We start from the raw sequence: 13,496 nt of genomic DNA on the forward strand, positions 1-13,496 counted from the left end.
CATTCAGCAGGTCTGCTGAGTGATACACCGCATTCGCGAGCAAGCTCGCTCCCACAGGGAATATCTGTCTGGTTTGGGAGCCTGATTTAATCAGGCTCCCCTCAGCGGCTTACAGCTTGATCCACGTCGCCTTCAGCTCGGTGTACTTGTCGAACGCGTGCAGCGACTTGTCGCGACCGTTGCCCGACTGCTTGAAGCCGCCGAACGGCGCAGTCATGTCGCCGCCGTCATACTGGTTGACCCAAACGCTGCCAGCACGCAGCGCCTTGGCGGTCAGGTGCGCCTTGGAGATGTCTTGCGTCCAGACTGCTGCGGCCAGGCCGTACGGCGTGTCGTTGGCAATCTGGACGGCTTCCTCGGCAGTATCGAAAGCGATGACCGACAGCACTGGCCCGAAGATCTCCTCCTGAGCGATCTTCATCGCGTTGCTCACGCCGTCGAAAATCGTCGGCTCAACGTAAGTGCCGCCAGTTTCCTGCAGAATGCGCTTGCCGCCAGCGACCAGTTTGGCGCCATCGCTGTGGCCGGATTCGATGTACGACAGCACGGTGTTCATTTGCTGGGTATCGACCAGCGCCCCGACATTGGTAGCCGGATCCAGCGGGTTGCCCGGCTTCCAGGTTTTCAGCGCCTCGATCACCATCGGCAGGAATGTGTCCTTGATCGAACGCTCGACCAGCAGACGCGAACCGGCGGTGCAGACTTCGCCCTGGTTGAAGGCGATGGCACTGGCAGCCGATTCGGCAGCGGCCTGCAGATCCGGCGCATCAGCAAAGACGATGTTCGGGCTCTTGCCGCCGGCTTCGAGCCAGACACGTTTCATGTTCGATTCGCCGGAGTAGATCATCAGTTGCTTGGCAATCTTGGTCGAACCGGTGAACACCAGCGTGTCGACATCGTTGTGCAGGGCCAGCGCCTTGCCAACGGTGTGGCCGTAGCCCGGCAGCACGTTGAGCACGCCTTTCGGAATACCGGCCTCAACGGCCAGCGCAGCGATGCGGATGGCGGTCAGCGGGGATTTTTCCGACGGTTTGAGGATCACCGAGTTACCGGTCGACAGAGCCGGGCCGAGTTTCCAGCAAGCCATCATCAGCGGGAAGTTCCACGGCACGATGGCGCCGACCACACCCACCGGCTCGCGGGTCACCAGACCCAGTTGATCGTGCGGCGTGGCAGCGACTTCGTCGTAGATCTTGTCGATCGCTTCACCGCTCCAGCTCAGCGCTTGTGCCGCGCCCGGCACATCGATGTACAGCGAATCGCTGATCGGCTTGCCCATGTCGAGGGTTTCGAGCAGAGCCAATTCTTCGGCGTGCTGTTTCAGCAGGCCGGCAAAACGAATCATGGTGGCTTTGCGTTTGGTCGGCGCCAGGCGCGACCAGACGCCGGAATTGAAGGTGGCGCGGGCGTTTTCCACAGCGCGCTGAGCGTCGGCGACGTCACAGCTGGCAATCTTGCCGAGCAGACGGCCATCGACCGGGCTGATGCATTCGAAGGTCTCACCGGAGACGGCATCAGTGTATTCGCCATCAAGGTAGGCGCGGCCTTCGATCTTCAGGTCGCGGGCGCGTTGTTCCCAGTCGGCACGAGTCAGGGTGGTCATTCGGGTGTCCTCCTCTTATTGAATACGGGCGCCGCGATCTTCGCGGACGTCTTCAAGAATTCTGCCCGGCCAGCCTGCATTTCGGCCCGAGGCACCCGCCACCCTAAACCAGCGGCTGGGGTTGTTTCAATATATTTGACATAAGCGCGCCATACGGCCTTGCGGTGTTCATTTTAATAAACATAGACTTCCGCCCATTCCAACCATCGCGCCGTCATCACGGGAGAAAACAACAATGAACATCCAGAACGTCGTCGACATCAGCCTGACCAGCAGCGAAGCAGAACGCTATCGTCCGGACCCGGCCAAAGTGCTGAAGGGTGATCCTGAGCAAGCGGTGTTCCATCAGTACGAAAGCCCTTGTGGGCAGATGGGCGTCGGCGTGTGGGAAGGTGCGGTGGGGCAATGGACGGTGAATTACACCGAGCATGAATACTGCGAGATTTTGCAGGGCGTTTCGGTGCTGCGTGATAACGATGGCAATGCCAAGACGCTGCGTGTGGGCGACCGGTTTGTGATTCCGGCAGGGTTTCGTGGCACCTGGGAAGTGCTTGAAGCCTGCCGCAAGATCTATGTGATCTTCGAACAGAAAGCGTAATTGGTCACAGTTGGTCACCATCCGAATGAGACCTGCCAGGTTCTGTTGAGCGAGACTTGGCGAAGGCGCCGAAACTTAACCGGTCAAATTCCCTGTCGGCACAGGATGTGTCGACCGGCTTGATCGAGAGCGCCCTAACCCAACAGAACGCAAGGAGGCACCATGACCGGTTCCTGCAATATCAACGCCGTGACATTCGCGCTCGGCCAATTCGCTACCCCGACAACCCTGAGCACCATCCGCGCCGCCGCTGGCGTACAAAAGCATCGACTCGAGCGCCCGGAGGATATGTTCAACCTCCTGCCCAAGCCTGACCGCATCAGGGTGCTGGTTAACGATCAAAACGAGATCGTTGAACTCATCTGCGGCTGATCGATTGTTCAAGGCAACAAAAAAGGCCCGTATCGTGAGATACGGGCCTTTTTCGTAAGTCGGGAAAAATCAATTACTTGATTTTGCCTTCCTTGTAGATCACGTGCTTGCGAACAACCGGATCATATTTCTTGATCTCGATTTTGTCCGGGGTAGTACGCTTGTTCTTGTCGGTAGTGTAGAAGTGACCAGTACCGGCGCTCGAGATCAAACGAATCAATTCACGCATGATTAGCTCCCTTAAATCTTGCCATCGCGGCGAAGTTCGGCGAGCACGACAGTGATGCCACGCTTGTCGATGATACGCATGCCTTTGGCAGATACGCGCAGACGCACAAAACGTTTCTCTTCTTCAACCCAGAAGCGGTGATGCTGCAGGTTCGGCAGGAAACGACGACGGGTTTTGTTGTTTGCGTGGGAAATGTTATTCCCAGTCACCGGACCCTTACCGGTAACTTGACATACTCTCGACATGCCTCAGCCCTCTAAAACCACATGCCCAACCCGGCATGGGTTGGCCGCTTAATCTCTCAGTCATTTGGCGCCAGGCGCCGCGTTTCTTTAGAGGTCTTACCGGCTACACCTACAGTGAAGGAACCGGGCCCCTAGAAAAGAGCGCTGCTTTATACCAGAAAGACTGGGGTGCAACAACATTCGGTGTGCAATCAATCCACAAAAAGGCGCTTTTTCAGCCCGCGAACGCCTTGGATAAAGGCTGACATCGATTTTTACCACTCGTCGCAGAAAATCGCCTGTGCAGACGTTTCCGACTTTTAACGTGACGCCGTGGTCTGAAAAACTGCCATCACTGTGCCCCGAAAATACAAAAAGGGGATAGTCATTTGTAATCCAGCCCTCTAGGGTAGGCCTTTTCCAGACTGCACTTGCAGATGGGCCTTCGATCTGTAAAAGGAAACCGACCATGCGCCTTGCTGCCCTACCCCTGTTGCTCGCCCCGCTCCTGCTGAGCCCTCTGGCCGAGGCCGCCGCGCTGAGCGTCTGCACCGAGGCCAGCCCGGAAGGGTTCGACGTGGTGCAATACAACTCGCTGACCACCACCAACGCCTCGGCCGACGTGCTGATGAACCGCTTGGTGGATTTCGACACCGCCAGCGGCAAAGTCGTGCCGAGCCTGGCCGACAGCTGGGAAGTCAGCACCGATGGCCTGACTTACGTGTTCAAACTGCACCCGCAGGTGAAATTTCACTCGACCGAGTACTTCAAGCCGAGCCGCGAGCTGACCGCCGAAGACGTCAAATTCAGCTTCGACCGCATGCTCGACCCGGCCAACCCGTGGCACAAAGTTGCCCAGAGCGGCTTCCCGCATGCGCAGTCGATGCAGTTGCCAGCACTGATCAAGAAGATCGACGCCCTCGATCCGCTGACCGTGCGCTTCACCCTTGATCACCCGGACTCAACGTTCCTGGCGACCCTGAGCATGGGCTTCGCCTCGATTTACTCTGCCGAATACGCCGACAAACTGATGAAGGCCGGCGCGACGGACAAGCTCAACAGCCAGCCGATCGGCACCGGCCCGTTCGTGTTCAACCGTTTCCAGAAAGACGCGGCGATCCGCTACAAGGCCAACCCGGATTATTTCGGCGGCAAACCTGCGGTCGACCCGTTGATCTTCGCCATCACCCCGGACGCCAACGTGCGCCTGCAGAAGCTGCGACGCAATGAATGCCAGATCGCCCTGTCACCGAAGCCACTCGACGTACAAGCCGCGCTGAAAGAACCGACGCTGAAAGTCGAAAAGACTGACGCGTTCATGACCGCTTTCGTCGGCATTAACAGCCAGCATCCGCCGCTGGACAAGCCGGAAGTGCGTCAGGCAATCAACCTCGCCTTCGACAAGGCCAACTACATCAAGGCTGTGTTTGAAGACACCGCCGAAGCCGCCAACGGCCCTTACCCGCCGAACACCTGGAGTTACACGAAGAACCTGCCGGGTTACCCGCACGATGTCGCCAAAGCCAAGGCATTGCTGGCCAAGGCCGGGTTGAAGGACGGTTTCCAGACCACCATCTGGACGCGTCCTTCCGGCAGCCTGCTGAATCCGAACCCGAGCCTGGGCGCACAGATGTTGCAGTCAGATCTGGCGGAAATCGGCATTCAGGCGGAAATCCGTGTGATCGAGTGGGGCGAATTGATTCGCCGCGCCAAAGCCGGCGAGCATGACCTGCTGTTCATGGGTTGGGCCGGCGATAACGGCGACCCGGACAACTTCCTCACGCCGCAGTTTTCCTGCGCTGCGGTCAAATCGGGCACCAACTTCGCGCGATATTGCAATGCCGATCTGGACAAGCTGATCAGCGCCGGCAAGACCACTAGCGAGCAAGGTGTGCGCACCAAGTTGTACGAGCAGGCGCAGGCGCAGATTCAACAGCAGGCGCTGTGGCTGCCGCTGGCGCATCCGACGGCTTACGCATTGACGCGCAAAGACGTGCAGGGCTATTCGGTCAGCCCGTTTGGCCGTCAGGACTATTCCAAAACCAGCGTCAAGCCATAAGCGGCAAGCCGCAAGCTAGAGCTGTCCGCGCAGGGCTCTAGCTTGCCGCTTGTAGCTCGACGCTTGCCGCTGTTTTTTTACATCCAGCCACACTCCGCCATCGACAGCGGCTCACCATCGCCAACGATGAAATGATCGAGCACCCGCACATCGATCAACTCCAGTGCCTTCTGCAAACGCTTGGTCAGTAATCGATCAGCCTGACTGGGGTCAGTATTCCCCGATGGATGGTTGTGGCACAGGATCAACGCAGCGGCATTATTGGCCAGACATCGCTTAACCACCTCGCGCGGATGCACGCTGGTGTTGTCGATGGAGCCGCGAAACAGTATCTCGAAATTCAGTACTTGATGTTTAGAGTCAAGAAACAGGCAACCAAACACCTCATGCGGCTCGTGACGCAGCATCGATTTCAGATAATCGCGAACGACCTGAGGGTTTTCCAGGGCTGGTTTCTGCCGAGATTTCTCAGCCAGATGTCGCCTGTTCATTTCCTGAGCAGCTTGCAGTTGCGCAAACTTCGCCGGCCCGAGCCCCAATTGTTTGCTGAATGCGTCCTGATCGGCCTCAAGCAGCAAACGCAGGCTACCGAATTGAGTCAACAGATTGCGCGCCAGGTCCACAGCGCTTACCCCGGGCAATCCAGTGCGCAGAAAAATGGCCAATAACTCAGCGTCCGAAAGGCTCGCTGCCCCGTGCTCCAGTAACCTTTCCCGCGGCCGTTCCGCCGCAGGCCAATCGCGAATACTCATACACATTCCCTGTCTGTGGGCGCCGCTGTTCCGTAGCGGTCGCTGTGATATCGTAGCCCATCTTTTTTGTGGTCGATTCAACCCTGGGGAGGGGGCATCGCACCGCAGTCATCAACGAAATGAAAGGCAGACCTATGCAGCGGCTGTATCGGAAACGCATCGTTCTGGGCGTCGGCGGCGGCATCGCGGCCTACAAGAGCGCTGATCTGGTTCGTCGCCTGATCGACCAGGGCGCCGAAGTGCGCGTGGTCATGACCCGTGGCGGCGCCGAGTTCATCACCCCGCTGACCATGCAGGCCTTGTCCGGCCACCCGGTGCACCTCGACTTGCTCGACCCGGCCGCCGAAGCCGCGATGGGCCACATCGAGCTGGCCAAGTGGGCCGATCTGGTGCTGATCGCGCCGGCCACCGCCGACCTGCTCGCCCGCCTGGCGCAAGGCATCGCCAACGATTTGCTGACCACGCTGGTGCTGGCCACCGACGCTGTTGTCGCTGTCGCGCCAGCCATGAATCAGGCGATGTGGCGCGATCCGGCGACTCAGGCCAACCTGCAACTTCTGGAAAGCCGTGGCCTGAAGACCTTCGGCCCAGCCTCGGGCAGTCAGGCCTGTGGCGACGTCGGCATGGGCCGGATGATGGAAGCCACCGATCTGGCGCAATGCGCGGCGGACTGCTTCCAGCGTCAGGCACTGACCGGTAAGCACGTCGTCATCACCGCCGGCCCGACTCAGGAAAACATCGATCCGGTGCGCTACATCACCAACCACAGCTCCGGCAAAATGGGCTTCGCCCTGGCTGAAGCAGCGGTTGAGGCCGGCGCCCGCGTGACCCTGATCAGCGGCCCAGTGCACCTGCCAACGCCAGATCGCGTCACGCGCATCGACGTAGTCAGTGCCCGCGACATGCTCGCGGCTTGCGAATCGGCGATCCCGTGCGACGTGTTCATCGCCTCGGCAGCCGTAGCGGACTACCGCCCGGAAGTGGTTGCCCCGCAGAAATTGAAGAAAGACCCTACGAGCGGCGACGGCTTCGTCCTGCAAATGGTGCGTAACCCGGACATCCTGGCCACCATCGCGACCCGTCCCGACCGTCCGTTCAGTGTCGGCTTTGCCGCCGAGACCGAACACTTGCTCGACTACGCTGCACGCAAGCTGAAGGACAAGAATCTCGATTTGATCGTCGCCAACGACGTCGCCAACCCGAGCATCGGTTTCAACAGCGAAGAAAACGCCTGCAGCGTGATTGACCGTGCGCTGCACGCCACGGTTTTCGCCCAGACCAGCAAGAGCAAGATCGCTCGCCAACTGGTCACTTTTATCGCCGAACGTCTGAACCAGGTTTAATTTACATGCACGCTTTGCAAGCCAAGATCCTCGACCCACGCATCGGTACTGAATTCCCGCTGCCGCAATACGCCACCCCGGGCTCCGCCGGCCTCGACCTGCGCGCCATGCTGGATCAGGACATCGTGATCAAACCGGGCGAAACCGTGCTGATCCCTACCGGTCTGTCGGTCTACATCGGTGACCCGAACCTCGCCGCGCTGATCCTGCCGCGCTCGGGCATGGGCCATAAGCACGGCATCGTGCTGGGCAATCTCGTCGGTTTGATCGACTCCGATTACCAGGGCCCGCTGATGGTGTCGTGCTGGAACCGTGGCCAGAGCGATTTCACCATGACCGTCGGCGAACGTCTGGCGCAACTGGTGCTGGTACCGGTGGTGCAGGCGCACTTCGAAATGGTCGAAGAGTTCGTCGAAACCGAACGCGGCACCGGCGGTTTCGGTCATACCGGCACCAAATAACCGGATGAATATCCTGTAGGAGCTGCCGCAGGCTGCGATCTTTTGATCTTGATCTTAAAAAACAAAGTCAAAGGATCGCAGCCTGCGGCAGCCCCTACGGGGGAAATTTGCGCATTTTCAGCGGCAGGTTTTAACACCGTAAATCAAGGTTTTGCCGGCCGAAAGCCACGCCAGCCGAGGCGTCATGGCCCTTTCACACCACGAACTCTCTGTGGAAAACGCCGTCATACCCTTCAGTTTGAGCCTGCCGTCGAACGATTCGTCGGTCTGTCCCGCCCCTTTCGAGATGGAGCATTTCCGTAGATGAGCACCCCAGCCAAGATTGCCCCGAAGCTGCCCGACAGCATTTTCCGCGCCTATGACATTCGCGGCACCGTGCCGGAATTCCTCAATGCCGAAACCGCTTACTGGATTGGCCGCGCCATCGGCTCGCAGAGCCTGGCCCAAGGTGAGCCGAACGTGTCCGTCGGTCGCGACGGTCGCCTGTCCGGCCCGGAACTGGTTGCCGAGTTGATTCGCGGTATCGCCGAGAGCGGCTGCCATGTCAGCGACGTTGGCCTGGTGCCAACGCCGGCGCTGTACTACGCCGCCAACGTGCTCGCCGGCAAGTCCGGGGTGATGCTCACAGGCAGCCACAACCCGTCGAACTACAACGGCTTCAAGATCGTCATCGCCGGCGACACCCTCGCCAACGAGCAGATCCAGGCCCTGCACGAACGCCTCAAGAGCAACAACCTGAGCAGCGGCACAGGCAGCGTCACCCAGGTCGAGATCCTCGACCGCTACAACACCGAAATCGTCCAGGACATCAAACTGGCCCGGCGCATGAAAGTCGTGGTGGACTGCGGCAACGGCGCGGCCGGCGTGATCGCCCCGCAACTGATCGAAGCGCTGAACTGCGAAGTCATCCCGCTGTTCTGCGAAGTCGACGGTAACTTCCCGAACCATCACCCGGACCCGGGCAAGCCTGAAAACCTCGTCGACCTGATCGCCAAAGTCAAAGAAACCAACGCAGATATCGGCCTGGCGTTCGACGGCGACGGCGACCGTGTCGGCGTGGTGACCAACACCGGTAGCATCGTTTACCCGGATCGCCTGTTGATGCTGTTCGCCCGCGACGTGGTCGCGCGCAACCCGGACGCCGAGATCATTTTCGACGTCAAATGCACCCGCCGCCTGGTGCCGCTGATCAAGGAATACGGCGGTCGTCCGCTAATGTGGAAGACCGGTCATTCGTTGATCAAAAAGAAAATGAAACAATCCGGCGCGCTATTGGCCGGTGAAATGAGCGGGCACATCTTCTTCAAGGAGCGTTGGTTCGGTTTCGACGACGGTATCTACAGCGCCGCACGGCTGCTGGAGATCCTCAGCAAGGAAAAATCCACTGCGGAAGAGCTGTTTGCGACCTTCCCGAATGATATTTCTACGCCGGAAATCAATATCCATGTGACCGAAGAGAGCAAATTCAGCATCATTGATGCACTGCACGACGCACAGTGGGGCGCAGGCGCTGACCTGACCACCATCGACGGCGTGCGAGTCGATTACGCCAAAGGCTGGGGCCTGGTGCGCGCGTCCAACACCACACCGGTGCTGGTGCTGCGCTTCGAGGCCGATGACGAGGCTGAATTGCAGCGCATCAAGGATGTGTTCCACGCCCAACTGAAACGCGTTGCACCTGATCTCCAACTACCGTTCTGATCCACCCGGAGCCCTGAATGACCCTCGAACGCGAAGCCGCCGCCCATACCGCCCAGGTCCTGTCCGAAGCGTTGCCTTACATCCGACGCTATGTCGGCAAGACCCTGGTGATCAAATACGGCGGCAACGCGATGGAAAGCGAGGAGCTGAAAACCGGCTTCGCCCGCGACATCGTCTTGATGAAAGCCGTAGGTATCAACCCCGTGGTCGTGCACGGTGGCGGCCCGCAGATCGGTGATCTGCTCAAGCGTCTGTCGATCGAAAGCCACTTCGTCGACGGCATGCGCGTCACCGACGCCGCGACCATGGACGTCGTGGAAATGGTCTTGGGCGGTCAGGTCAACAAAAGCATCGTCAACCTGATCAACCGCCACGGCGGCAGCGCCATCGGCCTGACCGGTAAAGACGCCGGGCTGATTCGTGCGAAGAAGCTCACCGTGACCCGCCAGACCCCGGAGATGACCCAGCCGGAAATCATCGACATCGGTCACGTCGGCGAAGTCGTCGGGATCAACACCGAGCTGCTTAACCTGCTGGTCAAAGGCAACTTCATCCCGGTCATCGCGCCGATTGGTGTGGGTGAGAACGGCGAGTCGTACAACATCAACGCCGATCTGGTGGCCGGTAAAGTCGCCGAGGCGCTGAAAGCCGAGAAGCTGATGCTGCTGACCAACATCGCCGGCCTGATGGACAAGTCGGGCACGGTGTTGACCGGTCTCAGCACGCAGCAGGTCGATGATCTGATCGCCGACGGCACCATCTACGGCGGCATGCTGCCGAAGATCCGTTGCGCGCTGGAAGCGGTTCAGGGCGGCGTGGGCAGCTCGCTGATCATCGACGGTCGCGTGCCGAATGCGATCCTGCTGGAAATCTTCACCGACACCGGTGTGGGTACGCTGATCAGCAATCGCAAACGTCCGTAAGCACAGACGCAAAACAAAAAGACCCCGCTCAGCCTGGCTGAGCGGGGTCTTTTTTGCCTGAAACCTCAGATTTCTGCACCTCTCCTATGTAGGAGCTGTCGCAGGCTGCGATCTTTTGATCTTGCCCTTAAATGCCAAAATCACAAGATCGCAGCCTTCGGCAGCTCCTACAAAGGCATCGCGTCAGACGCCGAACTGGGCGCGATAAGCTTCTACGGCCGGCAGGTGTTGCTTGAGCTGCGGATCATCGGCGAGGAATTCCAGCACCTGATTCAGCGAAACAATGCTGATCACCGGAATGCCGAAGTCGCGCTCGACTTCCTGGATCGCCGACAACTCGCCGTTGCCACGCTCCTGACGGTTCAGGGCGATCAGCACGCCGGCCGCCTTGGCGCCATCCTGCGAAGCGATGATCTGCATCACCTCGCGGATTGCGGTACCGGCGGTGATCACGTCGTCGATGATCAGCACGTCGCCAGTCAGCGGCGCGCCGACCAGGCTGCCGCCTTCGCCGTGGGCCTTGGCTTCTTTGCGGTTGAAGCACCACGGCAGATCACGGTCGTGGTGCTCGGCCAGTGCCACAGCGGTGGTCGCCGCCAACGGGATACCTTTGTAGGCCGGACCGAACAGAACGTCGAAAGGAATGCCGCTCTCAGCGATGGCTGCCGCGTAGAAACGCCCCAGCTGCGCCAGGGCCGAACCCGAGTTGAACAGGCCGGCATTGAAGAAGTAAGGACTGGTGCGCCCGGACTTCAGGGTGAACTCACCGAAGCGCAAAACGCCGCGATCGATGGCAAAACGAATGAAATCGCGCTGATACGCTTGCATGAAAAAAACCCCAAATACCACGGATTTAGCTAATTAGCTTGACGCCGTGTATCATACACGCACGCGATTTTTGGGGCCATTTATGCGGATCATCAGTGTGAACGTCAATGGTATTCAGGCTGCAGTCGAGCGTGGTTTGCTCAGTTGGCTGCAAGCACAGAATGCCGACGTCATCTGCCTGCAGGACACCCGTGCCTCCGCCTTTGAACTGGATGACCCAGCCTTCCAACTGGATGGCTACTTCCTTTATGCCTGCGATGCTGAAGTCCCTGCCCAAGGCGGCGTGGCTTTGTATTCGCGGTTGCAACCGAAGGCTGTCATCAGCGGTCTCGGTTTCGAGACGGCCGACCGCTACGGGCGCTACCTGCAAGCAGATTTCGACAAAGTCAGTATTGCCACCTTGCTGCTCCCTTCGGGGATGAACGGCGATGAGGACTTGAACCAGAAGTTCAAGCTCATGGACGATTTCGGCAAGTACCTGGACAAACAGCGACGCAAACGTCGCGAGTACATTTATTGTGGCTCGCTGTACGTGGCGCAGCAGAAGCTCGACATCAAGAACTGGCGCGACAGCCAGCAATCCCCGGGCTTCCTGGCGCCAGAACGCGCCTGGATGGACGAGATTGTCGGCAACATGGGTTATGTCGATGCCCTGCGCGAAGTCAGCCGTGAAGGTGACCAGTACAGCTGGTGGCCGGATAACGAACAGGCCGAGATGCTCAATCTGGGCTGGCGTTTCGATTACCAGATCCTGACCCCGGGCTTGCGACGCTTCGTGCGCAGTGCACGTCTGCCACGTCAGCCACGGTTCTCGCAGCACGCGCCGTTGATAGTCGACTACGACTGGACGCTGACCATCTAAGCGTCGTTTCGCAGTTAAAAAATGCCCGTATCGCAAGATACGGGCATTTTTTATGCGTCACTTCCAGGCAGGCTCGAATTCAGGCAGGCTCGAATTCAGGCAGCTGCGAAGAACGGCAAAGCCAGATACAGCTTGATGACGATGACATTAATGATGTCGATGAAGAACGCCCCGACCATCGGCACCACCAGAAACGCGATCTGCGAGGGACCGTAGCGCTGTGTCACGGCCTGCATGTTGGCAATGGCAGTCGGCGTGGCACCCAGGCCAAAACCGCAATGCCCCGCAGCCAGCACGGCCGCGTCGTAGTTGCGCCCCATCATCCGGAACGTCACGAAAATCGCGAACAACGCCATGACCAGCGCCTGTACAGCCAGAATGATGAAAATCGGCAACGCCAGTGCGGCCAGATCCCACAACTTGAGCGACATCAGGGCAATCGCCAGAAACAGCGACAAGCTGACATTACCCAGCACCGACACTTCACGCTCGAACACCTGATACAGGCCCAGCGCCGAGAGCCCGTTGCGCAACACCACGCCTACAAACAGGACACAAACAAACGTTGGCAACTCGAATGCGGTCCCCAGCAGCAGACCGTTCAACAGATTGCCCGCCAGCAAACTGACCGCGATCAGGGCGAGTGTTTCTATAAACGAAAACGGCGTAATCGAGCGTTCTTTGTTTGGTTGCTCGAAGCCTTTTGGCAACCGCGGCGGCGCATCCTGACTCTGACAACCGGGCAGTTGCACTCGCTTGATGAGCAAGCGCGCGACTGGTCCGCCGATCAGACCACCCAGCACCAGGCCAAACGTCGCGGATGCCATCGCCAGTTCCGACGCAGACGCCAGACCGTACTTCTCGCTGAATACCGTACCCCACGCAGCACCGGTGCCATGACCGCCCGCCAGAGTGATCGAACCGGTCAGCAGCCCCATCAATGGATCAAGCCCGAGCATTTTTGCCAAGCCGATACCCATGGCATTCTGCACCACCAACAGCCCGGTGACCGCCAGGAGAAATACCCCAACTATGCGGCCGCCTTTCTTCAGGCTGGCAAAGTCTGCGCTCAGACCAATGGTGGCAAAAAAGGCCAGCATCAAAGGTGTCTGCAGGGAAGTATCGAAACGAATTTCAATATCGAACATTCGCAGCAGCAATAAAAGCAAGGCAACTACCAAGCCACCCGCGACAGGTTCGGGGATATTGTAACTGCGCATGAAACCAACACGCATAACGAGCCCGCGCCCTAGCAGAAGCACTAACGAGGCGGCCACAAGTGTTCCGTAAAAATCGAGCTGAATCATTGGGATTATTCTTGGCTATATATTCAGAGGCGAGCTGTTTACCTGCACGCGCCTCATGAACCGGCTGATTTTCTCAACACTGATTACTCGGAAATTCAAAAGCCTTCGATGGCTTGAATATATCTTAATATTTCAGGAGAAATATTATTCGGCCAACTTTAACAATCGCTGCCTTTGATTCCAAGGCCATGAATCCAAACTAAGCCAATGCAGTTGTGACCAAAAGTGTATATA

Annotated in this window: 13 protein-coding genes and 1 pseudogene; 8 read left to right on the forward strand and 6 right to left on the reverse strand. The window is 58.7% G+C overall.

The window, feature by feature from the left end; all coding sequences use genetic code 11:
• Positions 1-109 precede the first annotated feature (109 nt).
• Complete coding sequence (locus tag U6037_RS28355) at positions 110-1,603, reverse strand: aldehyde dehydrogenase (protein WP_322845251.1); 1,494 nt, start codon at positions 1,601-1,603, stop codon at positions 110-112.
• Between the two features lie 235 nt (positions 1,604-1,838).
• Here U6037_RS28355 and U6037_RS28360 point away from each other — a divergent pair, with 235 nt between their 5' ends.
• Both U6037_RS28360 and U6037_RS28365 read left to right on the forward strand, forming a co-directional pair.
• Positions 1,839-2,201, forward strand: a complete 363-nt coding sequence (locus tag U6037_RS28360; protein WP_322845252.1) for a cupin domain-containing protein — start codon at positions 1,839-1,841, stop codon at positions 2,199-2,201.
• Between the two features lie 162 nt (positions 2,202-2,363).
• Positions 2,364-2,573 (forward strand): I78 family peptidase inhibitor, encoded by a 210-nt coding sequence (locus tag U6037_RS28365; protein WP_322845253.1) that lies wholly within the window; start codon positions 2,364-2,366, stop codon positions 2,571-2,573.
• 73 nt (positions 2,574-2,646) lie between these two features.
• On the opposite strand, the gene rpmG is transcribed toward U6037_RS28365, so the two are convergent.
• Complete coding sequence (gene rpmG, locus U6037_RS28370; protein ID WP_003177274.1) at positions 2,647-2,802, reverse strand: 50S ribosomal protein L33; 156 nt, start codon at positions 2,800-2,802, stop codon at positions 2,647-2,649.
• Between the two features lie 11 nt (positions 2,803-2,813).
• On the reverse strand, positions 2,814-3,047 hold the full coding sequence (gene rpmB, locus U6037_RS28375) for a 50S ribosomal protein L28 (protein ID WP_007920377.1): 234 nt from the start codon (positions 3,045-3,047) through the stop codon (positions 2,814-2,816).
• A gap of 448 nt (positions 3,048-3,495) precedes the next feature.
• Between rpmB and U6037_RS28380 the strand changes: the two genes are divergently transcribed.
• Positions 3,496-5,085 carry an ABC transporter substrate-binding protein gene (locus U6037_RS28380; RefSeq protein WP_322845254.1) on the forward strand — a complete coding sequence of 530 codons (1,590 nt, stop codon included), beginning with the start codon at positions 3,496-3,498 and terminating at the stop codon, positions 5,083-5,085.
• Between the two features lie 77 nt (positions 5,086-5,162).
• Here the strand turns inward: U6037_RS28380 and radC are convergent, their stop codons facing one another.
• Entirely contained in the window at positions 5,163-5,837 is a 675-nt protein-coding gene (gene radC, locus U6037_RS28385; RefSeq protein ID WP_322845255.1) for a RadC family protein, read from the reverse strand.
• Positions 5,838-5,971: 134 nt separating this feature from the next.
• Here radC and coaBC point away from each other — a divergent pair, with 134 nt between their 5' ends.
• The 4 genes and pseudogenes from coaBC to argB all read left to right on the forward strand — a co-directional run bounded on the left by coaBC (position 5,972) and on the right by argB (position 10,265).
• A complete protein-coding gene (gene coaBC / locus U6037_RS28390; RefSeq protein ID WP_322847371.1) occupies positions 5,972-7,180 on the forward strand; it encodes a bifunctional phosphopantothenoylcysteine decarboxylase/phosphopantothenate--cysteine ligase CoaBC in 1,209 nt (402 codons plus the stop codon).
• Between the two features lie 5 nt (positions 7,181-7,185).
• Entirely contained in the window at positions 7,186-7,641 is a 456-nt protein-coding gene (gene dut / locus U6037_RS28395; RefSeq protein ID WP_122594515.1) for a dUTP diphosphatase, read from the forward strand.
• Positions 7,642-7,965: 324 nt separating this feature from the next.
• Positions 7,966-9,342: pseudogene (locus tag U6037_RS28400) on the forward strand (phosphomannomutase/phosphoglucomutase); the annotation flags it as partial.
• Between the two features lie 17 nt (positions 9,343-9,359).
• Complete coding sequence (gene argB / locus U6037_RS28405; RefSeq protein ID WP_285373423.1) at positions 9,360-10,265, forward strand: acetylglutamate kinase; 906 nt, start codon at positions 9,360-9,362, stop codon at positions 10,263-10,265.
• 183 nt (positions 10,266-10,448) lie between these two features.
• On the opposite strand, the gene pyrE is transcribed toward argB, so the two are convergent.
• A complete protein-coding gene (pyrE, locus tag U6037_RS28410) occupies positions 10,449-11,093 on the reverse strand; it encodes an orotate phosphoribosyltransferase (protein ID WP_008078597.1) in 645 nt (214 codons plus the stop codon).
• Between the two features lie 82 nt (positions 11,094-11,175).
• Between pyrE and U6037_RS28415 the strand changes: the two genes are divergently transcribed.
• On the forward strand, positions 11,176-11,955 hold the full coding sequence (locus tag U6037_RS28415; RefSeq protein WP_007920349.1) for an exodeoxyribonuclease III: 780 nt from the start codon (positions 11,176-11,178) through the stop codon (positions 11,953-11,955).
• 95 nt (positions 11,956-12,050) lie between these two features.
• Here the strand turns inward: U6037_RS28415 and gltS are convergent, their stop codons facing one another.
• On the reverse strand, positions 12,051-13,262 hold the full coding sequence (gene gltS / locus U6037_RS28420; RefSeq protein ID WP_322845256.1) for a sodium/glutamate symporter: 1,212 nt from the start codon (positions 13,260-13,262) through the stop codon (positions 12,051-12,053).
• Between the last annotated feature and the right edge of the window lie 234 nt (positions 13,263-13,496).

The organism is Pseudomonas sp. B33.4, from assembly GCF_034555375.1.
Classification (GTDB): domain Bacteria; phylum Pseudomonadota; class Gammaproteobacteria; order Pseudomonadales; family Pseudomonadaceae; genus Aquipseudomonas.